The organism is Streptomyces africanus, assembly GCF_002150735.1.
Lineage (GTDB): Bacteria > Actinomycetota > Actinomycetes > Streptomycetales > Streptomycetaceae > Streptomyces > Streptomyces africanus.
The window spans coordinates 1-25,288 of the sequence record NZ_MUKA01000247.1; the positions used below are offsets into that span (position 1 = coordinate 1).

25 protein-coding genes and 1 riboswitch are annotated in these 25,288 nt (G+C 69.9%); of the genes, 14 read left to right on the forward strand and 11 right to left on the reverse strand.

Annotated elements, in window-relative coordinates; all coding sequences use genetic code 11:
* On the forward strand, window positions 1-619 hold a 619-nt coding region (locus CCL05_RS28525), incomplete at its 5' end, for a 1-aminocyclopropane-1-carboxylate deaminase/D-cysteine desulfhydrase (RefSeq protein WP_107400525.1).
* Between the two features lie 16 nt (window positions 620-635).
* On the opposite strand, the gene CCL05_RS28530 is transcribed toward CCL05_RS28525, so the two are convergent.
* Entirely contained in the window at window positions 636-2,234 is a 1,599-nt protein-coding gene (locus CCL05_RS28530; protein ID WP_086563462.1) for a Na+/H+ antiporter, read from the reverse strand.
* 62 nt (window positions 2,235-2,296) lie between these two features.
* Here CCL05_RS28530 and CCL05_RS28535 point away from each other — a divergent pair, with 62 nt between their 5' ends.
* The 3 genes from CCL05_RS28535 to CCL05_RS28545 all read left to right on the forward strand — a co-directional run bounded on the left by CCL05_RS28535 (window position 2,297) and on the right by CCL05_RS28545 (window position 4,393).
* Window positions 2,297-2,557, forward strand: coding sequence for a UBP-type zinc finger domain-containing protein (locus CCL05_RS28535; RefSeq protein WP_086563463.1), 261 nt, complete (start codon window positions 2,297-2,299; stop codon window positions 2,555-2,557).
* A 259-nt stretch (window positions 2,558-2,816) separates the two neighbouring features.
* Window positions 2,817-3,230 carry an ATP-binding protein gene (locus CCL05_RS28540; protein ID WP_003992877.1) on the forward strand — a complete coding sequence of 138 codons (414 nt, stop codon included), beginning with the start codon at window positions 2,817-2,819 and terminating at the stop codon, window positions 3,228-3,230.
* A 17-nt stretch (window positions 3,231-3,247) separates the two neighbouring features.
* Window positions 3,248-4,393, forward strand: coding sequence for an RNA polymerase sigma factor SigF (locus CCL05_RS28545; RefSeq protein WP_167409629.1), 1,146 nt, complete (start codon window positions 3,248-3,250; stop codon window positions 4,391-4,393).
* Between the two features lie 3 nt (window positions 4,394-4,396).
* Here CCL05_RS28545 and CCL05_RS28550 read toward each other — a convergent pair whose 3' ends face one another.
* Complete coding sequence (locus CCL05_RS28550; protein ID WP_086563466.1) at window positions 4,397-4,846, reverse strand: hypothetical protein; 450 nt, start codon at window positions 4,844-4,846, stop codon at window positions 4,397-4,399.
* A 116-nt stretch (window positions 4,847-4,962) separates the two neighbouring features.
* Here CCL05_RS28550 and CCL05_RS28555 point away from each other — a divergent pair, with 116 nt between their 5' ends.
* Both CCL05_RS28555 and CCL05_RS28560 read left to right on the forward strand, forming a co-directional pair.
* Entirely contained in the window at window positions 4,963-5,931 is a 969-nt protein-coding gene (locus tag CCL05_RS28555; protein WP_086563467.1) for a diacylglycerol/lipid kinase family protein, read from the forward strand.
* 322 nt (window positions 5,932-6,253) lie between these two features.
* Window positions 6,254-6,511 (forward strand): WhiB family transcriptional regulator, encoded by a 258-nt coding sequence (locus CCL05_RS28560; protein ID WP_003992873.1) that lies wholly within the window; start codon window positions 6,254-6,256, stop codon window positions 6,509-6,511.
* Between the two features lie 204 nt (window positions 6,512-6,715).
* On the opposite strand, the gene CCL05_RS28565 is transcribed toward CCL05_RS28560, so the two are convergent.
* Both CCL05_RS28565 and CCL05_RS28570 read right to left on the reverse strand, forming a co-directional pair.
* Window positions 6,716-8,182: a sensor histidine kinase gene (locus CCL05_RS28565; protein WP_086563468.1), complete on the reverse strand. Its 1,467-nt coding sequence runs from the start codon at window positions 8,180-8,182 to the stop codon at window positions 6,716-6,718.
* A gap of 384 nt (window positions 8,183-8,566) precedes the next feature.
* Complete coding sequence (locus CCL05_RS28570) at window positions 8,567-9,283, reverse strand: TetR/AcrR family transcriptional regulator (RefSeq protein WP_086563512.1); 717 nt, start codon at window positions 9,281-9,283, stop codon at window positions 8,567-8,569.
* Window positions 9,284-9,380: 97 nt separating this feature from the next.
* On the opposite strand from CCL05_RS28570, the gene CCL05_RS28575 reads away from it, so the two are divergent.
* Window positions 9,381-10,133 (forward strand): SDR family oxidoreductase, encoded by a 753-nt coding sequence (locus CCL05_RS28575; protein WP_086563469.1) that lies wholly within the window; start codon window positions 9,381-9,383, stop codon window positions 10,131-10,133.
* A 40-nt stretch (window positions 10,134-10,173) separates the two neighbouring features.
* Here CCL05_RS28575 and CCL05_RS28580 read toward each other — a convergent pair whose 3' ends face one another.
* A complete protein-coding gene (locus CCL05_RS28580) occupies window positions 10,174-11,247 on the reverse strand; it encodes an SIS domain-containing protein (RefSeq protein WP_086563470.1) in 1,074 nt (357 codons plus the stop codon).
* Window positions 11,248-11,496: 249 nt separating this feature from the next.
* On the opposite strand from CCL05_RS28580, the gene nagB reads away from it, so the two are divergent.
* On the forward strand, window positions 11,497-12,282 hold the full coding sequence (gene nagB / locus CCL05_RS28585) for a glucosamine-6-phosphate deaminase (RefSeq protein ID WP_086563471.1): 786 nt from the start codon (window positions 11,497-11,499) through the stop codon (window positions 12,280-12,282).
* A gap of 9 nt (window positions 12,283-12,291) precedes the next feature.
* Here nagB and CCL05_RS28590 read toward each other — a convergent pair whose 3' ends face one another.
* From CCL05_RS28590 to CCL05_RS28615, 6 genes are all read right to left on the reverse strand, one after another.
* Window positions 12,292-12,816, reverse strand: a complete 525-nt coding sequence (locus CCL05_RS28590; RefSeq protein WP_086563473.1) for a hypothetical protein — start codon at window positions 12,814-12,816, stop codon at window positions 12,292-12,294.
* Window positions 12,813-13,061 (reverse strand): helix-turn-helix transcriptional regulator, encoded by a 249-nt coding sequence (locus CCL05_RS28595; protein ID WP_010047561.1) that lies wholly within the window; start codon window positions 13,059-13,061, stop codon window positions 12,813-12,815. Before CCL05_RS28595 ends, CCL05_RS28590 begins: the two co-directional genes overlap by 4 nt.
* A gap of 30 nt (window positions 13,062-13,091) precedes the next feature.
* Complete coding sequence (locus CCL05_RS28600; RefSeq protein ID WP_086563474.1) at window positions 13,092-14,627, reverse strand: glycoside hydrolase family 3 protein; 1,536 nt, start codon at window positions 14,625-14,627, stop codon at window positions 13,092-13,094.
* Window positions 14,628-14,636: 9 nt separating this feature from the next.
* On the reverse strand, window positions 14,637-15,476 hold the full coding sequence (locus CCL05_RS28605) for a carbohydrate ABC transporter permease (protein WP_086563476.1): 840 nt from the start codon (window positions 15,474-15,476) through the stop codon (window positions 14,637-14,639).
* Window positions 15,473-16,459 (reverse strand): carbohydrate ABC transporter permease, encoded by a 987-nt coding sequence (locus CCL05_RS28610; RefSeq protein ID WP_086563477.1) that lies wholly within the window; start codon window positions 16,457-16,459, stop codon window positions 15,473-15,475. Before CCL05_RS28610 ends, CCL05_RS28605 begins: the two co-directional genes overlap by 4 nt.
* A 73-nt stretch (window positions 16,460-16,532) precedes the next feature.
* On the reverse strand, window positions 16,533-17,816 hold the full coding sequence (locus tag CCL05_RS28615; RefSeq protein WP_086563479.1) for an extracellular solute-binding protein: 1,284 nt from the start codon (window positions 17,814-17,816) through the stop codon (window positions 16,533-16,535).
* Window positions 17,817-18,126: 310 nt separating this feature from the next.
* Here CCL05_RS28615 and CCL05_RS28620 point away from each other — a divergent pair, with 310 nt between their 5' ends.
* From CCL05_RS28620 to CCL05_RS28645, 6 genes are all read left to right on the forward strand, one after another.
* Window positions 18,127-18,891: a GntR family transcriptional regulator gene (locus CCL05_RS28620; RefSeq protein ID WP_086563481.1), complete on the forward strand. Its 765-nt coding sequence runs from the start codon at window positions 18,127-18,129 to the stop codon at window positions 18,889-18,891.
* Between the two features lie 144 nt (window positions 18,892-19,035).
* Window positions 19,036-19,302, forward strand: a complete 267-nt coding sequence (locus CCL05_RS28625) for a DUF3311 domain-containing protein (RefSeq protein ID WP_208641639.1) — start codon at window positions 19,036-19,038, stop codon at window positions 19,300-19,302.
* The gene (gene mctP / locus CCL05_RS28630; RefSeq protein WP_086563484.1) at window positions 19,299-20,927 is read left to right on the forward strand and encodes a monocarboxylate uptake permease MctP; all 1,629 of its coding nucleotides are present in this window, start codon (window positions 19,299-19,301) and stop codon (window positions 20,925-20,927) included. Before CCL05_RS28625 ends, mctP begins: the two co-directional genes overlap by 4 nt.
* A gap of 72 nt (window positions 20,928-20,999) precedes the next feature.
* Window positions 21,000-21,506 carry a GNAT family N-acetyltransferase gene (locus tag CCL05_RS28635; protein WP_086563486.1) on the forward strand — a complete coding sequence of 169 codons (507 nt, stop codon included), beginning with the start codon at window positions 21,000-21,002 and terminating at the stop codon, window positions 21,504-21,506.
* Between the two features lie 52 nt (window positions 21,507-21,558).
* Window positions 21,559-21,683: riboswitch (cobalamin riboswitch) on the forward strand.
* Between the two features lie 123 nt (window positions 21,684-21,806).
* Window positions 21,807-24,164 (forward strand): ribonucleoside-diphosphate reductase subunit alpha, encoded by a 2,358-nt coding sequence (locus CCL05_RS28640; RefSeq protein WP_086563488.1) that lies wholly within the window; start codon window positions 21,807-21,809, stop codon window positions 24,162-24,164.
* A complete protein-coding gene (locus CCL05_RS28645) occupies window positions 24,164-25,171 on the forward strand; it encodes a ribonucleotide-diphosphate reductase subunit beta (RefSeq protein ID WP_086563489.1) in 1,008 nt (335 codons plus the stop codon). The genes CCL05_RS28640 and CCL05_RS28645 overlap by 1 nt, the downstream gene beginning before the upstream one ends.
* Window positions 25,172-25,288 lie beyond the last annotated feature (117 nt).

Here is a 25,288-nt window from a genome sequence, read left to right on the forward strand (position 1 = left end):
CGGCGACGAGCTGGCCGGCCGGCCCCTCAACCCCTCGCTGACCCGCTGTACGGCCGACGGCATGCGGCTGCACTTCGTCGACAGGACGACGTACCGCCGCACGTCCGAGCCGCCGACCCTGGCGGCGATCCTGCGCGCGGCGGACGCGGAGGAGGCGTACGTCGTCCCCGAGGGCGGCAGCAACGCGCAGGCCGTACGCGGCTGCCGGGCGCTCGGCGCCGAACTGCACGGCCGGGCCGATGTCGTCGCCGTGGCCTGCGGCACCGGAGGCACGCTGGCGGGGCTGGCGGCCGGACTCACCCCTGGGCAGCGCGCCCTCGGTGTCCCGGTCCTCAAGGGCGGTTTCCTGACCGCCGAGGTCAGGTCCCTGCAGCAACAGGCCTTCGGAGGCCCGCGCGGCACCTGGAGCCTCGACGACCGCTTCCACTTCGGCGGCTACGCGCGCGTGCCCGACGAGCTCGACACCTTCGCCGCGGACTTCGAGCAGCGTCATGGACTACCCGTCGAACGCCTGTATGTCGCCAAGCTGCTGTACGGACTCGTCGCCCTGGCCGGCGAAGGCGCCTTCCCGCGCGGGACGACGGTGGCGGCTGTGATCACCGGCCGCCCTTTCCCGTGACGCCCGCTACGCCGTCCTACGCCGTCTCCCGGAAGGCCGCCGCCTCCTCCAGGTCCAGCCTGCGCAGCAGCGTCCGCAGCATCTCGTCGTCGATGTACCGGGCGTCCCGGAGCTTGACGAACACCTCGCGCTCGGCGCTGATCATCTCCCGCGACAGCCGCCGGTAGGTGTCGTCTACGGACTCCCCGGTGACCGGGTTGGCCTGCCCGAGGCGTTCCCAGACGGCGTTGCGACGGCGCTCCAGGACGATGCGGAGGCGGTCGGCGAGCGGGGCGGGCAGGGCGTTGCGTTCGTCGCTGAGAAGCTCGTCCAGAAGCCGCTCGGCGGCCCGTGAGGCCTGCGCCTGGGCGTTGGCCTCGGCCAGTGTCTCGGCCTGCGTGTCCCGCCCGGGGAACTTCAGCAGACGGATCAGCGGGGGCAGGGTGAGGCCCTGCACGACCAGCGTCCCGATGACCGTGGTGAAGGTCAGGAAGAGGATGAGGTTGCGGTGCGGGAAGGGCTCCTCGCCGTCGTGCAGGGTGAGCGGGATCGAGAAGGCGATGGCCAGCGAGACCACGCCCCGCATACCGGCCCACGCGATCACGAACGGCCCCCTCCAGGTCGGACTCGCCTCCCGCTCCCGGATCCGGGCCGACAGCAGCCGCGGCAGGAAGGTCGCCGGGTACACCCACACGAACCGGGTCGCGACGACCACCAGGAAGACGGCGACCGCGTACCAGGCGGCCAGGGCCCCCTCGTACTCCCCGAGCCCCCTCAGCACCACCGGCAGCTGGAGTCCGATCAGCGCGAACACCGCCGACTCCAGGACGAAGGCGACCATCTTCCACACCGCCTCCTCCTGGAGCCGCGTGGCGAAGTCGACCTCCCACGCGCGGTGTCCCAGGTAGAGCGCGACGACGACGACCGCGAGGACGCCGGAGGCGTGCACCTGCTCGGCGGCGGCGTACGCGACGAACGGGGTCAGCAGGGAGAGCGTGTTCTGGAACAGCGCCTCCTTCACGTGCGTGCGAATCCAGTGGATCGGCGCCATCAGCACAAGCCCGGCCACGACTCCGCCGACCGCCGCGAGCAGGAACTCGCCGATGCCGCCGGCCCAGGTCGCGCCCTCGCCGACGGCGGCGGCCAGGGCCACTCGGTAGGCGGTGATCGCGGTGGCGTCGTTGAGCAGGGACTCGCCCTGGAGGATCGTGGTGATCCGTGACGGGAGCCCGACCCGGCGGGCCACGGCCGTCGCCGCGACCGCGTCCGGCGGCGCCACCACCGCGCCGAAGACCAGGGCCGCGGTCAGCGGCAGCTCCGGCACGAGCATGTACAGGGCCCAGCCGACGGCGAAGGTCGCGAACAGCACGTACCCGACGGACAGCAGCGCGACCGGCCGCAGCTGGGCCCTCAGGTCGAGGTACGAGCTGTCGGTGGCGGCCGTGTGCAGCAGCGGGGGCAGGAGGAGCGGCAGGACGACATGCGGGTCGAGGGTGTAGTCCGGCACGCCCGGGACGGAACTGACCGCGAGCCCGACCGCCACCAGCAGCAGCGGCGCGGGAATCGGTGTGCGCCTGGCCACCGCGGCGATCCCGGCGCTGCCCGCCACCAGCAACAGCAGTGGCATCACGTCCATCGTTCTCGCCCGCCCTCGTTTTTCCACGCGGTCTTCCGCCCGACCGTCGTAACCTGGCAATCATGAAACAGTGCACGCATGCCGAAGCGCTGCCGCACCCCGAACCCGTCCCGCTCAGCGAGACGTGTCCGGTGTGCCTGGCGGAGGGCATGGATCCGGTGCAACTGCGGCTGTGCCTGAGCTGCGGTCATGTCGGCTGCTGCGACTCCTCTCCGGGGCGGCACGCGGCGGAGCACCACAAGGAGTCCGGGCATCCCGTGATGCGGACCCATGAACCCGGGGAGACCTGGCGCTGGTGCTTCGTCGATCATGTCCTGGTGTGACTCGACAGGACCCCGGCGCCGGACGGTTCGACCGTCTGACGTCTGGGTACGTCAACCCGGCGCGCGCTCTTCCCATTTGGGCCCGCCAACCCCCTAGACACGGAGCGTATCCACAGGTTTACTGTGAGTGACGGCACGGGGTTGGGGTCCCGGGGACAGGATCGTTGAGAGCGCGGTAGCGTCACCGCTGAACCACGTATCGCGTTACCCCGGGGGCGACCCCCGGCCCTGAAACGCTTGTACCACCATGGAGGTGAGGGTGTCCCAGATCGCAGGCGAGCCCGCGACTCAGGACTTCGTAGAAGTCCGGCTGCCGGCCGCGGGTGCCTACCTGTCGGTGCTGCGTACGGCCACGGCCGGTCTCGCGGCCCGTTTGGACTTCACCCTCGACGAGATCGAGGACCTGCGCATCGCGGTGGACGAGGCCTGCGCGATCCTGCTTCAGCAGGCCGTGCCCGGCTCGGTGCTCAGCTGTGTCTTCCGCCTCGTCGACGACTCGCTCGAGGTCACCGTCTCGGCGCCGACCACGGATGGTCATGCCCCCTCGCGGGACACCTTCGCCTGGACGGTCCTGTCCGCTCTGGCGGGCAAGGTCTCCTCCGCCGTGGACAAGGACAAAACCGTTTCGATCAGCCTCTACAAACAGCGCGGCGCGGGACCCGGGCCGGCGTGAGGAACGAGGACGGGCCGGTGCGGGACGAAGAGCGCGGCACACGAGAGCTGCCGGCCGAGGACACGGCCCCGGGCGCGGGCACGGCGCCCAACGGCACCCGGCGCATGGCGGACGGCATCGACGGCATCCCCGAGCAGGCCCGCCCGCATCCCGAGGACGACTCCGCGGGGGTCGTCCTCCCGGGAGGCGAGCGGCGGGAGCGGGACGGTGCCGTGCGGAGCGCGCCTCCGGGCGGCGGGATCGCGGCATCTCCCGCCCAGGGGGGTCCCCCCACTCGCGCGAAGCCGGGAGTGGAGGAGGAGGCGAGGGCTCGGGGAAGGGCGACGGGCGGGACGATGAGCGAGCACGAGCGACACTCCGAGGACGCAGCGCCGCGCGCGCACCACGCACAGGGTGCGCAGCACGGCTCCCCGGACCGCAGCGGGGCGCGCGACATGTTCCTCAAACTGCGCACCCTGAGCCCCGGCAGCCCCGAGTACGCGGAGCTGCGCAACCAGCTGGTCCGCATGCACCTGCCGCTCGTCGAGCATCTCGCGCGGCGCTTCCGCAACCGCGGCGAGCCGCTGGACGACCTCACCCAGGTCGCCACGATCGGGCTGATCAAGTCGGTCGACCGCTTCGACCCGGACCGCGGCGTGGAGTTCTCCACGTACGCGACCCCGACGGTCGTCGGCGAGATCAAGCGGCACTTCCGCGACAAGGGCTGGGCGGTGCGCGTCCCGCGCCGCCTCCAGGAGCTGCGCCTGTCGCTGACCACGGCCACGGCCGAGCTCTCGCAACTGCACGGCCGCTCCCCCACGGTCCACGAACTCGCCGAGAAGCTCGCGATCTCGGAGGAGGAGGTCCTGGAGGGCCTGGAGTCCGCCAACGCGTACTCCACGCTGTCCCTGGACGTCCCCGACACCGACGACGAGTCCCCGGCGGTCGCGGACACCCTCGGCGCGGAGGACGAGGCGCTGGAGGGCGTGGAGTACCGGGAGTCCCTCAAGCCGCTGCTGGAGGACCTCCCGCCGCGCGAGAAGCGGATCCTGCTGCTGCGGTTCTTCGGCAACATGACCCAGTCGCAGATCGCGCAGGAGGTCGGCATCTCGCAGATGCACGTCTCGCGGCTGCTGGCGCGCACACTGGCGCAGCTCCGGGAGAAGCTCCTCGTCGAGGAGTGACGGCTACTTCTCCACGTTGCCGGGGTTACCGGGCCCGCGGATCCCGAGGGCCCGGGTCGTCTCCGGGTTCACCAGCAGTACGAGCGAGGCGACGGCCACGACCGCGAGGGCGATCCCGGCCGGAATGGCCATGCTGTCGGCCTGCAGCAGGTTGTAGGCCACCGGCAGCGCCATGAGCTGGGTGATGACGGCCGGGCCGCGACTCCAGCTGCGGCGGCCGAGCAGTCCGCGCGCGGCGAGCAGCGGAAGCAGTGCGAGCACGACCAGCGTGATGCCTCCGGTGACGGCTTGCTGCCGGTCGTCCGGATGCCCCGTGAGGCCGAGGACGAGGATCCAGACGCCGCCGACGACCAGCGCGAGTCCTTCCAGGGCGGCCAGCAGCGCGGCGTACGTCAGCCGCCGCGGGCGGGCAGGGGTGAGCAGTGAGCAGGTGGGGGTCTGCTCACTGCTCACCCCTGCAGAGTAGCCCTGGTCGTACGCGCCCCTCGTGGTGAGGTTCACCCCCGCTCTCTTACCTGATCCCTACCTCGGTCTGGGCCCGGTACCACCCAGTAGGTACGCTGCCAGTCATGCGTGCACTTCTCGTGGTCAATCCGGCGGCAACCACCACAAGCGCGCGCACCCGCGACGTACTGATCCATGCGCTCGCCAGCGAGATGAAGCTGGAAGCGGTCACCACCGAGTACCGCGGCCATGCGCGTGACCTGGGCCGGCATGCGGCGGAGAGCGAAGACATAGACCTGGTGGTGGCCCTCGGCGGCGACGGCACGGTCAACGAGGTGGTCAACGGCCTCCTGCACGCCGGTCCCGATCCGGGGCGGCTGCCCGGCCTCGCGGTGGTCCCGGGCGGCTCCACCAACGTCTTCGCCCGCGCCCTGGGCCTGCCCAACGACGCGGTGGAGGCCACCGGCGCCCTGCTGGACGCCCTGCGCGACGGCAGCGAACGCACCGTCGGGCTGGGCCTCACCTCCGGCACTCCGGGCACGGAGGACGAGGCAGTGCCCTCCCGCTGGTTCACCTTCAACGCGGGGCTCGGCTTCGACGCCGGTGTGGTCGGCCGGGTGGAGCAGCACCGCGAGCGCGGCCGGAAATCCACACACGCTCTTTACGTCCGCCAGGTCGTGCGCCAGCTCCTCGGCGAGCCGCACCGCCGGCACGGGACGATCACGCTGGAGCGGGCCGGCGAGGATCCGGTCACCGATCTGGTGCTGTCCATAGTCTCGAACACCTCCCCGTGGACGTTTCTGGGGAATCGCCCGATCTACGCGGCACCTAAGGCCTCGTTCGATACCGGACTGGATCTCTTCGGTCTCAGCCGGCTCTCCACGGCGGCGGTTGCCCGGTATGGCACCCAGTTGCTCACTTCGTCCCCCGAGCGCGGACCCCGTGGCAAACACGCCACCTCTCTGCACGATTTGACCGCGTTCACCTTGCATTCGAAGGTGCCACTCCCCCTCCAGATGGACGGTGACCACCTGGGGCTGCGCACAAGCGTGACGTTCACAGGCGTTCGTCGTGCACTGCGTGTGATTGTGTGAGCAGAACTGGCTAAAGTCCTTTCACTCGAACGTTTAGGCCAGGATCCACCCCATGGAAGTACGGCTGTGACCTAGTCGACACCGAAGAATCAAAAAAAACTTTCCAGAAGGGGTTGTATCCGCCGCTGAGGTTTGCGAGTCTCTACGTGGCGATCGAGACGGCCCGCAACACCGGCCTCCACTGATCACCAGAACCCCTCTTCAACTCACAGGACCTTCGCCGGGGAACCTGGCAGTCGGCCCTTCACTTGTTGAGGGATTCGTGAAAGCGTTCACATTCACAAGCAAGCCCTGCACGTAATACCAAGGAGAGGTAGCAGCCATGGACTGGCGTCACAACGCCGTTTGCCGCGAGGAAGACCCCGAGCTCTTCTTCCCCATCGGCAACACCGGTCCTGCGCTGCTGCAGATCGAGGAAGCCAAGGCCGTCTGCCGTCGCTGCCCGGTGATCGAGCAGTGTCTGCAGTGGGCGCTCGAGTCCGGCCAGGACTCCGGCGTCTGGGGTGGTCTCAGCGAGGACGAGCGCCGCGCCATGAAGCGCCGCGCCGCCCGCAACCGGGCCCGTCAGGCCTCCGCCTGACAACCCACCCCTGCTGACAGCCTGAGCTTGGCGGCGCGTACAGCGAGTACGCATCTCCCGCCCCCGAGCCGCAGCGCGCAGTTCCCCCGATGCGCTTAGTTAAGCAGCAACGAGCTTTAGCCCCGGGCCATTTGATGGCCCGGGGCTCAATGCTTTCGTGGGCCGCTTCCGAGGGAGCGCACCGGTCCTGGGATGCTGCTGCTTCTACTTCCGCGCCGGCATCGGGATGTCCAGGATCACCCGGGTGCCGCGCTCAGGGGCCGGGACCATGTCGAAGGTTCCCCCCAACTCGCCCTCCACCAGGGTGCGCACGATCTGGAGACCGAGATTGCCCGCGGTCTGCGGATCGAAGCCTTCCGGAAGGCCGACGCCGTCGTCCTGGACGGTGACCAGCAGGCGGGCCTCCTTGGACGTACCGCCACGGACCGCCGACACCTCGACCGTGCCGGTGTCGCCCTCGCGGAAGCCGTGCTCCAACGCGTTCTGCAGCACCTCGGTCAGCACCATCGACAGCGGCGTGGCGACCTCGGCGTCGAGGATGCCGAAGCGGCCGGTGCGCCGGCCGGCGACCTTGCCCGGGGAGATCTCCGCGACCATGGCCAGGACGCGGTCGGCGATCTCGTCGAACTCCACGCGCTCGTCCAGGTTCTGGGAGAGCGTCTCGTGCACGATCGCAATCGATCCAACGCGTCGCACCGCCTCCTCCAGGGCCTCGCGGCCACGGTCGGACTCGATGCGCCGCGCCTGGAGGCGGAGCAGGGCCGCCACCGTCTGGAGGTTGTTCTTGACGCGGTGGTGGATCTCCCGGATCGTCGCGTCCTTGGTGATCAACTCGCGTTCGCGGCGGCGCAGTTCGGTGACGTCGCGGAGCAGGACGAGGGAACCGATGCGGGTGCCCTTGGGACTGAGCGGGATCGCGCGGAACTGGATGACGCCGTCGGTGGCCTCGATCTCGAACTCGCGCGGCGCCCAGCCGCTGGCGACCTTGGCGAGCGCCTCGTCCACCGGCCCCCTGGTCGGGGCGAGTTCGGCGGTGGTCCTGCCCAGGTGCTGGCCGACGAGGTCGGAGGCGAGGCCGAGGCGGTGGTAGGCGGACAGCGCGTTCGGGGAGGCGTACTGGACGAGGCCCTCGGCGTCGAGCCGGATCAGGCCGTCGCCCACCCGGGGGGAGGCGTCCATGTCGAGCTGCTGGTTCGCGAACGGGAAGGAGCCGGCCGCGATCATCTGCGCGAGGTCGGAGGCGCTCTGGAGATAGGTGAGCTCCAGGCGGCTCGGGGTGCGCACGGTGAGGAGGTTGGTGTTGCGCGCGATGACACCGAGGACGCGGCCCTCGCGCCGTACGGGGATCGACTCGACCCGGACGGGCACCTCCTCGCGCCACTCCGGGTCCCCCTCGCGCACGATGCGACCCTCGTCGAGGGCGGCGTCCAGCATCGGGCGGCGGCCACGCGGGACGAGGTGGCCCACCATGTCGTCCTGGTAGGACGTCGGACCGGTGTTGGGCCGCATCTGCGCGACGGACACGTACCGCGTGCCGTCGCTGGTGGGGACCCACAGCACCAGGTCGGCGAAGGAGAGGTCGGAGAGCAGTTGCCACTCCGAGACCAGCAGGTGGAGCCACTCGAGATCGGTGTCGTCGAGGGTGGTGTGCTGGCGTACGAGTTCGTTCATGGAGGGCACGTGAGCGAGCGTACCCGGGGGTTTGTACGGCTCTGAAATGTACCGGCCCGGACAAGTACGGGCTCCTGGAACACCCGCGGGCCGCGGCGCCTGAGAGGGACCCTCAACCCTCTCGGCACCGCAGCCCGGAGCAGCATCGGCCGTGGGGTGTGCGGTCCCGGTCGGCCGAAGGACGAGGAGCCGGGCAGTCAGGGCAGAGAGCCTCGGTTCCTCGGTCCGCCTTCCTGTGCGGGGAAGGCGGAGGCTGGTGCGCGCTGCACACGCGCTCTCATCACGCATTGTGGACTAGACCACTCGTGGGTGTCCATGCGTTGGAGGCTGTTCGTTGTTGTTATTTATCCGACGGCTCGGACGCGCCAGCGTCCTCCCCGCACCCTAACCCGTGTGGGTTCCTGTGCGGGGCCAGATGGACATGGCAATTTCCGCGACCCTCTCCAGTTCCTCCCGGCTCGCCCCGTCCCGCGCCTGTTGCGACATGCCCTGGATCATCGCTCCGGTGTACCGGGCCAGGGCCGCGGCGTCGGCGCCCGGGGGCAGCACGCCGGCGGCGGCATCGGCCCGGATACGGCTCTCGAACGCGGCGATGTTGGCATTGCGGCGGTCCCGCAGCGACTGTTCGACCTCGGGGGTCGAGCAGTTCGCGGCGGCGTGGACGACGAGGCAGCCGTGCGGGTGGCCGGGTTCGGTGTACGCGGTGGCGGCCTCGCGCAGCGTGCGCTCGACGGCGTCCCGGGCGGTGGGTTCCTCGGCGAGGGCCCGGTCCGTGAACGAGCCGTACCTCGTGCCGTAGACCTGCACGACCTCCTCGAAGAGGGACTGCTTGTCGCCGAAAGCCGCGTAGAGGCTGGGGGCACCTATGTCCATGACGCGGGTGAGGTCGGAGACGGACGTGGCCTCGTAGCCGTGCTCCCAGAAGGCAAGGAGTGCCTTCTCCAGGGCGGTCTCGCGGTCGAAGGAGCGGGGGCGCCCGCGCGGCCTTCCCTTGACCTTGCCCGCCGGGGTTCCGTCGCTCTTGCCCGCCGCGGTTCCGTCGCTCTTGCTCGTCGCGGTTCCGTGTCTCTCGGCCCTCGCGGTCCCGTCGTCGTTCACCATGGAGTGCATTTTATAGCGGCCACTAGAAAAATGTCGGCGAGCTGCTGTACGGTCATTTCTGTAGCGACCGCTAGGGAAATGAGAAGGGGGCGCCGACATGGGCGTGCTCACGGGCAGGACGGCACTCGTCACGGGGGCGAGCAGGGGCATCGGGCGAGGAATCGCCGAGCGGCTGGGACGCGACGGCGCGCGGGTCGGGGTGCACTACGGCAGGAACGAGGCGGCGGCGAAGGAGACGGTCGCGGCGATCGAGGCGGCGGGCGGATCGGCGTTCACGGTGGGCATGGAGCTGGGCCTGCCGGGCGATGCCGAGGCCCTGTGGGCGGAGTTCGACCGGCACGCGGACGGGCTGGACATCCTGGTGAACAACGCGGGGATCGGCACCACGCGCCCCATCCAGGAGCTGGACGAGCCGGAGTACGACAAGGTCTTCGCGGTGAACGTGAAGGCGCCGTTCTTCATACTCAAGCAGGGCATGAGCCGGCTGCGGGACGGCGGCCGGGTCGTCAACATCTCCTCGGGGCTGGCCCGGACGGCGGCGATGCCGGACAACATGGCGTACGCGATGACGAAGGGCGCGCTGGACGTCTTCTCGCGGGACCTGTCCAAGGTGCTGGGCCCTCGGGGCATCACGGTGAACTCGGTGGCGCCGGGGATCATCGACACGGACAACACGGACCCGCTGCTGCACGGCAGCGCCGACGGCTGGGCGAAGGCCGCGGCGTATTCGGCGCTGGGCGGGGTGGGAGAGCCGGCCGAAGTCGCCGACGTGGTGGCGTTCCTGGTCTCGGACGGGGGGCGGTGGATAACGGGGAGCTGGGTGGATGTGACGGGCGGTTCGCTCACCTAGTCAACGGGGCGCTCGCCTGGTCAACGAGTCGCTCATGTAGTCAACGAGTCTCCGTCACCTTCGCCAGCGCCCGGGGCGCGTCCGGGTCCTGGCCGCGGGCGATGGTGACCTCGTAGGCCAGGAGCTGGAGGGGAATGATCTCCAGGACGGGCTGAATCTCCTCGGCGACGTCCTCCGTCGGCAGGACGAAGCCGGCCGATGCCCGCTCGACCTGATGCCTGGGGCCGATGACGACCAGGTCGGCACCGCGTCCGCGCAGCCGGTCGAGGACCGGCTGGAGCGCTTCGCCGCCCTTGCCGTCGGTGACCACGGCGATGACCGGGGAGACGTTGTCGACCATGGCGAGCGGCCCGTGCAGCAGGTCGGCGCCGGAGTAGGAGAGGGCGGGGATGTAGCTGGTCTCCATCAGCTTGAGGGCGGCCTCCTTGGCCGTGGGATAGCCGTAGCCGCGCGAGGTGATCACCATGCGCTCGGCGAAGCGGTAGCGGGCGGCGAGAGTGCGCACCTCGTCCTGCCGGGCGAGCAGGTGCCCGGCGAGATCCGGCAGGACGTGCGCGGGCGCGCCGTCGCCGCCGCGCAGGCCCTCGACGAACAGGTAGAGCGCGAGAAGGGAGGCGGTGTACGTCTTGGTCGCGGGGAGTGCCTGCTCCGGTCCGGCCATGATGTCGATGTGGTACTCGGAGACGCCGGCGAGCGGTGAGTCCGGGTTGTTGGTGACGGCGAGCGTGATCGCACCGGCCTCGCGGGCGGCCCGCGTCGAGGCGACCAGGTCCGGAGAGCCGCCGGACTGGCTGACGGTGACGACGAGGACGTCCGTGAGGTCGGGCCGGGCGCCGTAGGCCGTGGTCGTGGACATCGAGGTGAGTCCGCAGGGCAGGCCGAGCCGGATCTCCAGGAGGTACTTGGCGTAGAGGGCGGCGTTGTCGGAGGTGCCGCGGGCGGTCAGCAGGACGAAGCGGGGAGCGCGGGCGGCGACCCGCTGTGCCACGTCCCGGATGGCGGGGGCGCCGTCGACCAGGATCCGGCGCAGGACGGCGGGTTGCTCCGCCATCTCCCGGGCCATGATCCGGCCCGGGCGCTCGCTGAGGGTGTCCGGTGTGGCGGCGGCGTTCATGGCGCGGTTCCTTCCGGGGCGCGGGCAGATGCAGCTCCCATTCCACTCCCCCGCCCCGCGGAACGGCCACGCGGGACCGGTGCTGTTCACCTGCCGGAGACCTGCCCGGCACCGGGTGGCTGCCCCCCGTGGGACCGGCGGCCTTCACCCTGGGAGCGGCGCCCCCGCTCTGTTAGATTGGTCTAAACCACACGACCCCTCCCGGGTCCGGTCCCAGTTGAGCATCCCTCTCAGATCGGCAGGCCCAGCGTGGAAGTTGTCATCGTTCCGGACGCCAAGGCCGGCGGCGAGCTCATCGCCGAGGCCATGGCCCAGCTGCTCCGGCGCAAGCCCGGCGCCCTGCTCGGCGTGGCGACCGGCTCGACGCCGCTGCCCGTGTACGAGGCGCTGGCGGCCAAGGTGCGCTCCGGTGCCGTGGACGTCACGCGGGCGCGGATAGCCCAGCTCGACGAGTACGTGGGGCTGCCCGCCGACCATCCGGAGTCGTACCGCTCGGTGCTGCGGCGTGAGGTGCTGGAGCCGCTCGGCATCGGGATGGACCAGTTCACGGGGCCGGACGGCACGGCCGAGGACGTCCAGGGCGCGTGCGAGGCCTACGACCAGGCGCTCGTGGACGCCGGGGGCGTGGACCTTCAGCTGCTCGGGATCGGGACCGACGGGCACATAGGGTTCAACGAGCCATGCTCCTCGCTGGCGTCGCGGACGCGGATCAAGACGCTGACCGAGCAGACCCGGATCGACAACGCGCGCTTCTTCGACGGCGACATCGACCAGGTGCCGCACCACGTGATCACACAGGGCATCGGCACCATCCTGGAGGCCCGGCACCTGGTGCTGCTCGCCACGGGCGAGGGCAAGGCGGACGCGGTCGCGGCGACGGTGGAGGGACCGGTCGCCGCGGTGTGCCCCGCGTCCGCGCTCCAGCTCCACCCGCATGCGACCGTCGTGGTCGACGAGGCCGCCGCGTCGAAGCTGAAGCTGGCGGACTACTTCCGGTACACCTACGCCAACAAGCCGGAGTGGCAGGGGATCTAGGGCTTCTGCTTACAAGGCCTCGTCGTCGGCCGGCTCGTCCTGGGCTCGCAGGCCGGCCACCCACAGCGGCATGATCCAGTGGACGACGAGGACGGCGAGGAGGAGGGGTGCGGCGTAGGCCTTCGGGGCGTCGCCGTCGGCGCCGCCCGTGATCAGCAGGGCGATCGCCGCCGCGGCCAGGAGCAGGGTCGTCATGCGGTGGGCCCGGGCCAGGACGCGGCTGCGTTCCGCTGACTGCCGCTCGTCCAGTACATGTTCGCGCAGCTCCAGCAGACCCCGGGTGGCGCCGTTGATGACGCCGGTCGCGACCATCCAGGGAAGCAGCAGCACCGCCGTCGCGGCGACGGGCCACAGCGGCTCGCCCTTGGCGAGGAGGAAGTGGGTCATCAGTGCGCCGATGGCCACGGTGAGGGTGATGTGCGCGGCGACGGCCAGGCGCCGGCGAGCCGCCGTGGCGTACCAGACCTGGCCGCGGCGGTCGTTCATGAGCCGCAGCATGCTCCGGTCGTAGCGGGTCAAGCGTGTCGTCGTCATGGCTGGTTCCTCCCGTAGACCTCGTCCGTGAGCGGCCGGAACGGTTCGAGGGAGAACAGGGCCTCGACCGGCAGATCGAAGAACTTCGAGATCCTCAAGGCCAGGTCGAGGCTCGGGTTGTACTGCCCTCGCTCGATGTAGCCGATGGTCTGGTAGTGGGCTCCCACTGCCTCGGCCAGGCTCTGGCGCGACACCTTCCGTTCGGCGCGCACCACGGCCAACCTGTTGTGCACCTGCTCGCTCATGTATAAGAAGTACTACATTCGGAGGCAGCTCTACAACCCGGCGATCACCTCGGCCGCCGCCCGGCCGCAGACGCGGGCCGCGCCGTGGGTGGCGATGTGGAGGGCGCCGCGGGGTGCGGCCTGGGGGACGCCCATCTCGACCACGATGGTGTCGGGTCGGGCAGCCAGCAGGGTGCCGAGGGCCGAGGCCATCCAGGGGTGGCGGTGTTCGTCGCGGACGACGGCGACGATGCGGCGCGGACCGGCGGCCTCGAGTGCCGCCCGTCCGGCGCTCTCACCGGCTGCGGCCGCGGTCTCGTTGCCGTCCCCCGCCGAGAAGCTGCCCGTCACCGTGCCGGGCAGGAGGTGGACGAGCTCGGCGGCGATGCCCCAGGGGGTCTCGTCGCCCACCGCGATGTTGGCGACGGGTGTGAGGGCGGCGACGTAGGGGGGTTCGGTGAGGGGCTTGAAGGTATCCGGGCTGCCCAGGCCCGGGGCGACGGTGACCGTGAGGGCGCGGCGGGCGGCGTGCAGGCCGATCTCGCTGCCGGGGATCTCCTCGGGAGCGCGGCCGGCCGTGCTCGCCCAGCGGGCCAGCCACCGGACCCGGTCCGCGGCCTCGGCCAGGCGTTCCTCGGGCAGTTCGCCCGCGCGTACCGCCGCGACCAGGGCGTCGCGCAGGCGCCGTACGGTCGCGTCGTCGGCCAGGCCGCCGCCCACGCAGATCGCGTCGGCGCCGGCGGCGACGGCGAGGACGCTGCCGCGTTCGATGCCGTAGGTGCCCGCGATGGCCCGCATCTCCATGCCGTCGGTGACGATGAGCCCGTCGTAGCCGAGTTCGCCGCGCAGCAGCCCGGTCAGGATGCGGTGGGAGAGGGTGGCCGGGCGGTCGGGGTCCAGGGCCGGGACCAGGATGTGGGCGCTCATCACGGCCCGGCTGCCGGCGGCGATGGCCGCGCGGAACGGGGTGAGTTCGCGGTCGGCCAGCACGTCCGCGGGGACGTCGATGCGCGGGAGGGCGTGGTGGGAGTCGACGGCCGTGTCGCCGTGGCCCGGGAAGTGCTTGGTGCAGGCGGCGACTCCGGCCGACTGCAGGCCCGTCACGTACGCGGCGGTGTGCCGTGCGGCCAGGTCGGTGTCGGCGCCGAAGGAGCGGACACCGATCACCGGGTTGCGCGGGTCGGAGTTCACGTCGGCGGACGGGGCCCAGTTGAGGTTCACGCCGCAGGACGCGAGACGGCGGCCCAGTTCGTGGGCGACCTCTCGCGTCAGCTCCACGTCGTCCACCGCGCCGAGGGCGTGGTTGCCCGGGAAGGAGGAGCCGGTCCGCACCTCCAGGCGCGTGACGTCACCGCCTTCCTCGTCGATCGCGACCAGGACGTCGTCGCGCTCGGCCCGCAGTTGGGCGGTCAGTTCGGCCAGTTGGCCGGGCGAGGCGATGTTGCGGCCGAACAGGCCGACGGAGGCGAGGCCCTCGCCGAGCCGGCGCAGCAGCCAGTCGGGGGCGGTGGTTCCGGTGAAGCCGGGCTGGAGGACCGTCAGGGCGTCACGCGTGAGCGTGTCGGTACCGCCGGCGAGTGTCGTCATCGGGTGGGGTCATCCCTTCACGGCGCCCGCGGTCAGGCCCGCGGCCATCTTGCGCTGGACGAGGAGGAAGAGGGCGACGATGGGCACGGCCATCATCGTGGCGCCGGCCATCATCGGGGCGTATTCGGTGCCGTGTTTGGTGGTGAAGTTGCCGAGCCAGACGGTCGCCGTCTGGTTCTTCTGGCTCAGCAGCATCAGGGCGTACAGGTACTCGTTCCAGGCCTGGATGAAGCCGTAGACCGAGGTGGCGACCATGCCGGGCGCCAGCAGCGGGAAGACCACCCGGAGGAAGGCGCCCGTGCGGGAGCAGCCGTCGACCATGGCCGCCTCCTCCAGTTCCTTCGGGATGTTGACGATGAAGCCCCGCAGCGTCCACACGGTGAACGGGAGGATGAAGGTCAGGTACGTGATGATGAGGCCGGTCAGCCGGTCGTACTGGCCCAGGTCGTTGAGCAGCAGGAAGACCGGGATGATCATGGCGACCAGCGGGACCATCTGGACGGCGAGGATGCCCACGATCACGATCTTGCGGCCGCGGAACGCGAAGCGCGAGATGGCGAGCGCGGCCAGCAGCCCGACGACCATGCCGATGACGACCACCGCCAGCGACACCACCATGCTGCGGCCCACCGGGCCCCAGAAGTCGGCGATGTCCAGCGCCCGGCCGAAGTTGGCGAAGGTGATGCCGGTCGGCAGCAGGCTGGGGTCCGGGTCGATGGCGTCCTTGGCGGGCTTGAACGCCGTGTTGAGCATCCAGTAGAGCGGGAAGCCCGCGGTGACGAAGACCAGGAGGCCGAGGACGTTCCACCAGAGCTTCGGCGCCCGGCGGCCGGTCAGGGTGCTGCTCATTCGACCTCTCCGATCTTCAGCATCTGCCGCATGTAGACGGCGACCACGCCGAGCAGCAGCAGGACGGTGACCAGTGCGATGGCCGAGCCCTGGGCGTAGTCGTTGACCACGAACGCCCGGTCGTAGGAGTAGGTGTTGAGGACCTGGAACTCCGGCTCGGGGTGGCCGCCCCGCATGACGAACACCTGGGGGAAGACGCCCATGTCCCAGATGACCGACAGGGTCGTGAGCATCACGATGATCGGCTTGAGGACGGGCAGGGTGACATAACGGAAGACGCCCCGGGCGCCGGCTCCGTCCAGCCGGGCCGCCTCCTCCAGTTCCTTCGGGACCTGGGTGAGACCCGCGCTGAGCGTGATGACGACGAACGGCACGGCTCCCCACACCACCAGCAGCATGATCACGGCCAGGCCCTCGGGTCCGCTCGCGAACCAGTTGTGGCCGATCATCTCGACGCCGGGCAGCTTGCTCAGCAACGCGTTGAAGACGCCGTAGTCGGAGTCGAAAAGCCACTTGAAGACCGTGGTCGCCACGATCACGGGCATGCCCCAGCTGGCCACCAGCACGATGTTGATGAGCACCTTCAGCCAGCCGGAGACCCGCTGGAGCAGCAGGGCGATCGCCATGCCGATCACCATCGTGAAGACGACGGCCCCGGCGGCGAAGACGATCGTGCGGAGCACGACGGTCCAGAACTCGCCGTCGCCCAGCACCTTCGCGAAGTTGTCGAACCCGACCGACTCGGCCGGCTGGAAGCCCCACAGCTGGGACTGCCCGAACTTCTGGAAGGACAGGGTGACCAGGCGGGCCAGCGGATAGCCCATGACCAGGGTGAGGATCAGCAGGCAGGGCGCGAGCAGCAGCCAGGGGACCGCGGTGCCGCCCGACGGCCGGTTCGCCCGTGGCAGTTCGGCGGGGGGAGGTGGCGGTGCCTGCCGCGATGGCGGCACCTTGGCAGGGGTGGTGGTGTCTGCGGCACTCATCGCGCGCTCCTCGGCGGGGTCCCTCAGGTCTTGACGACGGCGGGGCTCCCCGACCAGGAGCCCCGCTCACAGGTCACTTGGTGTTGATGACCTTGTCGATCGCGGCGTCCGCCTCCTTGGCGGCGGCCTCGACCGACTTCTTGCCGGTGCCGATGCTCTGGAGCATGGTCTGGAGGATCTGCGCCTTCTCGACCTGGCCCCAGCCGGGGGCCATCGGGACGAACCAGTTGGACTCGGCCGCGGTCGCCGGGACCGCCGTCTTCGGGTCCTTCTTCAGCGTCGCGAGGTCGGTCTTGTTGTTGGGCAGATTGCCCTTGGCCATCAGGCCCTGCTGGCCGGAGGAACCGGTGAACGCGTTGATCCACTCGGCGGCCAGGGCCTGCGCGTCGGACTTCACCGGCACGGCGAGGTCGGAGCCGCCCAGGAAGACGGGCATGTTCTTGCCGGACGGGCCGGGCATCACGAAGTTCTCGAGGTTGCCCTTGAGCTTGCCGGTCTTGTCGTTCTTCGGGTCCTCGGCGGTCGCGCCCTCCCAGGCGGCGGCGAAGATCATGGCGGACTTGCCCTGGCCGTAGACGATGTAGCGGTCCGACTCGTCCTTGGTCTTGTCGCCGTGCATGTAGGAGTCGACGACGTTCTTGAACTCCTTGAGGCCCTTGAGGGACTCGGGCGAGGACAGGGAGGCCTTCCACTGGCCGCCGGACTCGGTGGCGATGGCGCCGCCGGCGTCGTAGACGAAGGACATGGCCGCGTACCAGTCGCGGGTCGGCTGGTACCAGGCGCTGAACTTGTTGCCCTGCTTCTTCTGGATCTTGTCCAGGGCGGCGGCCAGCTCCTTGTACGTCTTCGGGGGCGTCTTCACACCGACCGAAGCCGCCACGTCCTTACGCCAGTTGGCGACGCGGCCGCCGGCGTAGTACGGGACGCCGTAGGTCTTGCCCTCGTAGGTCACCGAGGCCTTGAGGCCGTCCAGCCAGGCGTCCGAGCTGTCGAACTCGCCCGCGTCGAGGGGGGCGAAGGCGCCCTTGACCATGTAGCCGAGCATCTCGGTGTTGCCCATCTCGACCACATCGGGGGCCTTGTCGGTGGCGAGGACGGCGTCGAGCTTGGCGTTCTTGTCGGGCCAGCCGTAGTACTCGTGGTTGATCTTCAGGCCGGGGTGCTTCTTCTGCACCGCCGCGTCGGCGGCCTTCACCAGCTGCGGCCAGTTGTTCTGCGCGTCGACGGTGAGCCAGACGGTCAGCTCCTTGGCGTCCGCGCCCTTGTCCGAACCCCCGCTGCCGCCCTCGCCCCCGCACGCCGCGATGGAGACCACCATGCCCGCGATACCGATCGCGGATATCAGCTTGCGCTTCACGCCACCCTCCTCAGGGATGCCACCGACCCCCCTGCTCCCCGCGTTCGTGGGGCCAGGACCCTGGACCAATGGTGTAGACCAGTACGGGGAGCTTGGACCAGACCAGCAGGGCTGTCAAGGGTCCGGAATAAGCTCTGACCAGCCGTTATGCGACCTACATATGCAGGAACCTTTAAGTAAGAACCCGGCGAAAACCCCGCCGGGCGCGGCATACTCCAGGTAGACCACTTGGAGTCGTGGACTAGACCAAAAGCGGCGCCGACGGTATACAAGTGAGATCGTGTCGGCCCAGGAGCCGGGAAGGCGGAGCATGAGCACCGACATCAGCAGTGCGGAGAACGACAGCGGGGCGCCCGTCCGCACCGCACGCGTGCCCAAGTACTACCGCCTGAAGAAGCACCTGCTCGACATGACCGAGACCCAGGCGCCCGGCACGCCGGTCCCGCCCGAGCGCACCCTGGCGGCCGAGTTCGACACCTCGCGCACGACCGTGCGCCAGGCGCTCCAGGAGCTGGTCGTCGAGGGCCGGCTGGAGCGCATCCAGGGCAAGGGCACGTTCGTCGCCAAGCCGAAGGTCTCGCAGGCGCTGCAACTGACCTCGTACACCGAGGACATGCGCGCCCAGGGCCTCGAACCCACCTCGCAGCTCCTGGACATCGGCTACATCACCGCCGACGACCGCCTCGCCGGGCTGCTCGACATCACGACCGGCGGACGGGTCCTGCGCATCGAGCGGCTGCGCATGGCCAACGGCGAGCCCATGGCCATCGAGACGACCCACCTGAGCGCGAAGCGCTTCCCGGCCCTGCGCCGGTCCCTGGTGAAGTACACCTCGCTCTACACCGCGCTCGCCGAGGTCTACGACGTCCACCTCGCCGAGGCCGAGGAGACCATCGAGACCTCGCTGGCCACCCCGCGCGAGGCCGGCCTGCTCGGCACGGACGTCGGCCTGCCGATGCTGATGCTCTCCCGTCACTCGCTGGACCGGGACGGGCAGCCGGTGGAGTGGGTGCGGTCGGTGTACCGGGGGGACCGGTACAAGTTCGTGGCGCGTCTGAAGCGGCCCCAGGAGTAGTTCCCGCGCGGGACGGTGCGAGGGCTGCTGAGCTCGGTTTCTTTTGGGTACCGCATTGCGGACGAGGGGTTCCGTTCCCGCCGCACCCTGACCTAGATTGCCTGCGCATTACACAGGTGATCACTGAGGGGATGGAGCCGCCTGATGTCGCAAGCCCCAGAAGCCAGCAGAGGGGCGATGGTGACGCCGATGCGCGTCGTCATCGGCCTCTGCCTCATAGCGCCCTTCGTGGCCATGCTCTGGGTCGGCTCGTACGCCAAGACCGACCCGGCCTTCATCGGCATCCCGTTCTTCTACTGGTACCAGATGGCGTGGGTGCTGATCTCCACCGCGCTGACGATGATCGCCTACAAGCTGTGGCAGCGTGACCAGCGCGCCCGCTCTGCCGCGAAGGGCGGTGCGTCACAGTGAACGACGGCGTGAACGGCGTCGCACTCGCCGTCTTCATCTTCTTCTTCCTGGCCGTCACGGTCATGGGCTTCCTGGCCGCGCGCTGGCGCAAGGCCGAGAACGAGCACAGCCTGGACGAATGGGGCCTGGGCGGCCGCTCGTTCGGCACCTGGATCACCTGGTTCCTGCTCGGCGGCGACCTGTACACGGCGTACACCTTCGTGGCCGTACCGGCGGCGATCTACGCGGCGGGCGCGGCCGGCTTCTTCGCGGTGCCCTACACGATCCTCGTCTACCCGCTCATCTTCACGTTCCTGCCCCGCCTGTGGTCGGTCTCGCACAAGCACGGGTACGTGACGACGTCCGACTTCGTGCGCGGCCGGTTCGGCTCCAAGGGCCTGTCGCTGGCCGTGGCCGTGACCGGCATCCTGGCCACGATGCCGTACATCGCGCTCCAACTGGTCGGCATCCAGGCCGTGCTGGACGTCATGGGCATCGGAGGCGGCGAGAACACCAACTGGTTCATCAAGGACCTGCCCCTGCTGATCGCCTTCGGCGTGCTGGCGGCGTACACGTACTCGTCGGGTCTGCGGGCGCCTGCGCTGATCGCGTTCGTGAAGGACACCCTGATCTACATCGTCATCGCGGTGGCGATCATCTACATCCCGATCAAGCTGGGCGGCTTCGACGACATCTTCGCCAAGGCGGGCGACGCGTTCAGCCAGACCAACCCGGCGACGGGCGCTCCGCGCGGGGCGCTCGCGCCGCCGGAGGCGGGGCAGTGGACGTACGCCACGCTGGCGCTGGGCTCCGCGCTGGCGCTCTTCATGTACCCGCACTCGATCACGGCGACCCTGTCCTCGAAGAGCCGTGACGTGATCCGCCGCAACACCACGATCCTGCCGCTGTACTCGCTGATGCTGGGCCTGCTCGCGCTGCTCGGCTTCATGGCGATCGCGGCCGGGATCAAGGTGCAGAACGGGCAGCTGGCGATCCCGCAGCTGTTCGAGACCATGTTCCCGGACTGGTTCGCGGGCGTGGCCTTCGCGGCGATCGGCATCGGCGCCCTGGTCCCGGCGGCCATCATGTCCATCGCGGCCGCGAACCTCTTCACCCGCAACATCTACAAGGACTTCATCAAGCCCGACGCGACGCCCGCGCAGGAGACCAAGGTCTCCAAGCTGGTCTCGCTGCTGGTGAAGGTGGGCGCGCTGGCCTTCGTCCTCACGATGGACAAGACGGTCGCCATCAACTTCCAGCTCCTGGGCGGCATCTGGATCCTGCAGACCTTCCCGGCCCTGGTCGGCGGCCTGTTCACCCGCTGGTTCCACCGCTGGGCGCTGCTCGCGGGCTGGGCGGTCGGCATGGTCTACGGCACGGTCGCCGCGTACGGTGTCGCCTCTCCGACCCAGAAGCACTTCGGCGGCTCCTCGAAGGAGATCCCGGGCATCGGCGAGATCGGCTACATCGGCCTCACGGCGTTCGTCCTGAACGTCGTCGTCACCGTCGTCCTGACCTTCGTCCTGAAGGCCCTGAAGGCCCCCGACGGCATCGACGAGACCAAGCCGGAGGACTACACGGCGGACGCGGGCGACCCGGGCGTCCAGGTGGAGCTGCCGCCGGCGACGGCGGGCACCTCGCACTGAGCCGCAGGTGACAGCGGGCCGTCGGTGAGAAACCGGCGGCCCGTTGTCATACCCGTCCGCCACACTCGGACCATGGACATCCTCATCCGGCGGGTGGAGCCCACCGAATACGACGCCCTCGGCGAGATCACCGCCCAGGCCTACCTGAAGGACGGCCTCCTCGACTTCGGCGAGAGCGACTGGTACCTCGGCGAACTCAGGGACGTGGCCAAGCGGGCCGCCGCCGCGGACGTCCTGGTGGCCACCCGGGGCGAACACCTCCTCGGCGGCGTCACGTTCGTCCCCGTCGGCGGCCCCATGGCCGACCTCGCCCGGCCCGGGGAGGCCGAGATACGGATGCTCGCCGTCGCCCATGAGGCCCGCGGCCGCGGCGCCGGAGAGGCCCTCGTCCGCGCCTGCGTCGACCGCGCCCGTGCGACGGACGGCTGCGTCCGCGTCGTCCTGTCGACGCAGCGCACCATGCACTCCGCCCACCGCATCTACGAACGCCTCGGCTTCGTCCGTGTCCCGGAGCGCGACTGGAACCCGATTCCGGAGCTTCCCGACATCACTCTCCTCACCTACGAGTTGACGCTGTGAAACCGTCGCGACACTACATCTAGGGGTGCTTCCGCCACTCGGCACAAGATGTATGCTCATGCTCGCTGTCGCCGCAGGGGAATCCGGTGCGAATCCGGAACTGTCCCGCAACGGTGTACTTGTGCGTTTTCGCGCACAGGCTTAAGTCCGAGGACCTGCCGACAGCGCGCCCGGCCGCCCGGCCGGTGCGCCCTGACGTCCGGGCCTCGCGGAGTGGGCCGGTGGACGCGACGCCGCCTGCGCTCGCGTGCTGCCCCCTGCCCTGTGTGAGGCCCCGTGCCGAGCGAGGGAGAGCCCCACGTGACCATCGCGCCAGCCGATCCGGTCTCAGCCGCGGAAAAAGAGCACGACGGTCCCGGTGCCGCGCTGCTGCGGACCCTGACCGAGCTGACCGCCGACCTGCCCGACGCCGACCCCGGCCGGGTCGCCGCCGCCGCGCTGCGCGGCCGGTCCGCGCGGGCCGACGAGTCGGAGTTGCGCGAACTGGCGACGGAGGCGGCCGCCGGCCTGATCTCCGAGGATCCCGCCTACTCCCGGCTGGCCGCGCGCCTGCTGACGATCGGGATCCGCGCCGAGGCCGCCTCGCAGGGCGTCACCTGCTTCACCGAGTCGGTGGCGGTCGGGCACCGGGAGGGCCTCATCGCCGACCGGACCGCCGAGTTCGTGCGCCTGCACGCCGCCCGTCTCGACGCCCTGATCGACACGGCCGCCGACGACCGCTTCGGCTACTTCGGCCTGCGCACGCTGCACAGCCGCTACCTGCTCCGGCACCCGATCACCCGCAAGGTGATCGAGACGCCCCAGCACTTCATGCTGCGCGTGGCGAGCGGCCTCGCCGAGGACGACACCACCCGCGCCCTGGACGAAGTGGCGGCTCTCTACCGGCTGATGAGCCGGCTCGACTACCTCCCCTCCTCCCCCACCCTCTTCAACTCCGGCACGCGGCACCCCCAGATGTCGTCCTGCTACCTCCTCGACTCCCCCAAGGACGAGCTGGACTCCATCTACGACCGCTACCACCAGGTGGCCCGGCTGTCGAAGCACGCCGGCGGCATCGGCATCGCGTACTCCCGCATCCGTGCGCGCGGTTCGCTGATCCGCGGCACCAACGGCCACTCCAACGGCATCGTCCCGTTCCTGAAGACCCTCGACGCCTCGGTCGCCGCGGTGAACCAGGGCGGCCGCCGCAAGGGTGCCGCCGCGGTCTACCTGGAGACCTGGCACTCCGACATCGAGGAGTTCCTGGAGCTGCGCGACAACACCGGCGAGGACGCCCGCCGTACGCACAACCTGAACCTCGCGCACTGGGTGCCCGACGAGTTCATGCGGCGCGTGAACGCCGACGCGCCGTGGTCGCTGTTCTCCCCCTCGGACGTGCCCGAGCTGGTCGACCTGTGGGGCGAGGAGTTCGACGCCGCGTACCGGGCGGCCGAGGCGAAGGGCCTGGCGAAGAAGACCCTGCCCGCGCGCGAGCTGTACGGCCGCATGATGCGCACCCTCGCGCAGACCGGCAACGGCTGGATGACCTTCAAGGACGCTGCCAACCGCACCGCCAACCAGACGGCCGAGCCGGGCCACGTCGTCCACTCCTCCAACCTCTGCACGGAGATCCTGGAGGTCACCAGCGACGGCGAGACGGCGGTCTGCAACCTGGGGTCGGTCAACCTCGGCGCGCTCGTCGACCGGTCCGGCGGGGACATCGACTGGGAGCGGCTGGACGAGACCGTCCGTACGGCCGTCACGTTCCTCGACCGGGTCGTGGACATCAACTTCTACCCGACCGAGCAGGCGGGCCGTTCCAACGCCAGGTGGCGTCCGGTGGGCCTCGGGGTCATGGGCCTGCAGGACGTCTTCTTCAAGCTGCGCCTGCCCTTCGACTCGCCGGAGGCCAGGCGGCTCTCCACCCGCATCGCCGAGCGGATCATGCTCGCCGCCTACGAGGCCTCGGCCGATCTCGCCGAGCGCAACGGCCCGCTGCCGGCCTGGGAGAAGACCCGTACGGCGAGGGGCGTGCTGCACCCCGACCACTACGACGTGGAGCTGACCTGGCCGGAGCGCTGGGCGGCCCTGCGCGAGCGCGTCGCCGCGACGGGCATGCGCAACTCGCTGCTCCTCGCCATCGCGCCGACGGCCACGATCGCCTCCATCGCGGGCGTGTACGAGTGCGTCGAGCCGCAGGTGTCCAACCTGTTCAAGCGCGAGACGCTGTCCGGTGAGTTCCTCCAGGTCAACTCCTACCTGGTGCAGGAGCTGAAGCGGCTCGGCGTGTGGGACGCCCGCAGCCGGGAGGCGCTGCGCGAGGCCAATGGCTCGGTACAGGACTTCGCCTGGATCCCCGAGGACGTACGCGCCCTCTACCGCACGGCGTGGGAGATCCCGCAGCGCGGCCTGATCGACATGGCGGCGGCCAGGACCCCGTTCCTGGACCAGTCCCAGTCCCTGAACCTCTTCATGGAGACGCCGACCATCGGCAAGCTCTCCTCGATGTACGCCTACGCCTGGAAGTCCGGGCTGAAGACCACCTACTACCTGCGTTCGCGCCCGGCGACCCGCATCGCCCGCGCGGCCCAGGCCACCGTCCCCGTGCAGGCCACCCCGGACCCCGAAGCGGTCGCCTGCTCCCTGGAAAACCCCGAGTCCTGCGAGGCCTGCCAATAATGACCACCCAGAACCTTCTCGACCCCGGCTTCGAGCTCACCCTGCGCCCCATGCGCTACCCGGACTTCTACGAGCGCTACCGGGACGCCATCAAGAACACCTGGACCGTGGAGGAGGTCGACCTCCACTCGGACGTAGCCGACCTCGCCAAGCTGTCACCGGCGGAGCAGCACCTGATCGGCCGACTGGTCGCCTTCTTCGCCACGGGCGACTCGATCGTCGCGAACAACCTGGTGCTGACGCTGTACAAGCACATCAACTCCCCCGAGGCGCGGCTCTACCTGAGCCGGCAGCTCTTCGAGGAGGCCGTGCACGTCCAGTTCTATCTGACGCTCCTGGACACCTACCTCCCCGACCACGACGACCGGGCGGCGGCCTTCGCGGCCGTCGAGAACATCCCCTCCATCCGCGAGAAGGCGGCGTTCTGCTTCAAGTGGATGGACTCGGTCGACCAGCTCGACCGGCTTCAGACGCAGGCCGACCGCCGCCGCTTCCTGCTGAACCTGATCTGCTTCGCCGCGTGCATCGAGGGCCTGTTCTTCTACGGTGCCTTCGCCTACGTCTACTGGTTCCGCAGCCGTGGCCTGCTGCACGGCCTGGCCACCGGCACCAACTGGGTGTTCCGCGACGAGACGATGCACATGTCGTTCGCCTTCGACGTGGTCGACACCGTCCGCAAGGAGGAGCCGGAGCTGTTCGACGACCGGCTCCAGCAGGAGGTGACGGACATGCTCCGCGAGGCCGTCGAGGCCGAGCTGCAGTTCGCGCGCGACCTGTGCGGTGACGGCCTCCCGGGCATGAACACCCAGTCGATGCGGCAGTACCTGGAGTGCGTCGCCGACCAGCGGCTCACCCGCCTGGGCTTCACTCCGGTGTACGGCTCCGAGAACCCCTTCTCCTTCATGGAGCTCCAGGGGGTTCAGGAGCTGACCAACTTCTTCGAGCGGCGGCCCTCCGCGTACCAGGTGGCGGTGGAGGGCACCGTCGACCTGGACGAGGACTTCTGAGCCCGCTCGTCCTCGCGGGCCTCCTGGGCCTCCCTGATCTGACGGTCGACGCGCCGGTCGCGGACGATACCGATCACTGACGGGAGGACCAGGAGGACCAGCGTCCCGAGTACGAAG

Coding starts and splice junctions, on each gene's coding strand:
- CCL05_RS28560 (WP_003992873.1), top strand. CDS start 6,254: ATGGACTGGCGTCACAACGCCGTTTGCCGCGAGGAAGACCCCGAGCTC.
- CCL05_RS28535 (WP_086563463.1), top strand. CDS start 2,297: ATGAAACAGTGCACGCATGCCGAAGCGCTGCCGCACCCCGAACCCGTC.
- CCL05_RS28610 (WP_086563477.1), bottom strand. CDS start 16,459: ATGAGTGCCGCAGACACCACCACCCCTGCCAAGGTGCCGCCATCGCGG.
- CCL05_RS28625 (WP_208641639.1), top strand. CDS start 19,036: ATGTCGCAAGCCCCAGAAGCCAGCAGAGGGGCGATGGTGACGCCGATG.
- CCL05_RS28575 (WP_086563469.1), top strand. CDS start 9,381: ATGGGCGTGCTCACGGGCAGGACGGCACTCGTCACGGGGGCGAGCAGG.
- CCL05_RS28555 (WP_086563467.1), top strand. CDS start 4,963: ATGCGTGCACTTCTCGTGGTCAATCCGGCGGCAACCACCACAAGCGCG.
- CCL05_RS28600 (WP_086563474.1), bottom strand. CDS start 14,627: ATGACGACACTCGCCGGCGGTACCGACACGCTCACGCGTGACGCCCTG.
- CCL05_RS28645 (WP_086563489.1), top strand. CDS start 24,164: ATGACCACCCAGAACCTTCTCGACCCCGGCTTCGAGCTCACCCTGCGC.
- CCL05_RS28595 (WP_010047561.1), bottom strand. CDS start 13,061: ATGAGCGAGCAGGTGCACAACAGGTTGGCCGTGGTGCGCGCCGAACGG.
- CCL05_RS28565 (WP_086563468.1), bottom strand. CDS start 8,182: ATGAACGAACTCGTACGCCAGCACACCACCCTCGACGACACCGATCTC.
- CCL05_RS28570 (WP_086563512.1), bottom strand. CDS start 9,283: ATGGTGAACGACGACGGGACCGCGAGGGCCGAGAGACACGGAACCGCG.
- CCL05_RS28605 (WP_086563476.1), bottom strand. CDS start 15,476: ATGAGCAGCACCCTGACCGGCCGCCGGGCGCCGAAGCTCTGGTGGAAC.
- CCL05_RS28635 (WP_086563486.1), top strand. CDS start 21,000: ATGGACATCCTCATCCGGCGGGTGGAGCCCACCGAATACGACGCCCTC.
- CCL05_RS28530 (WP_086563462.1), bottom strand. CDS start 2,234: ATGGACGTGATGCCACTGCTGTTGCTGGTGGCGGGCAGCGCCGGGATC.
- CCL05_RS28620 (WP_086563481.1), top strand. CDS start 18,127: ATGAGCACCGACATCAGCAGTGCGGAGAACGACAGCGGGGCGCCCGTC.
- CCL05_RS28590 (WP_086563473.1), bottom strand. CDS start 12,816: ATGACGACGACACGCTTGACCCGCTACGACCGGAGCATGCTGCGGCTC.
- CCL05_RS28580 (WP_086563470.1), bottom strand. CDS start 11,247: ATGAACGCCGCCGCCACACCGGACACCCTCAGCGAGCGCCCGGGCCGG.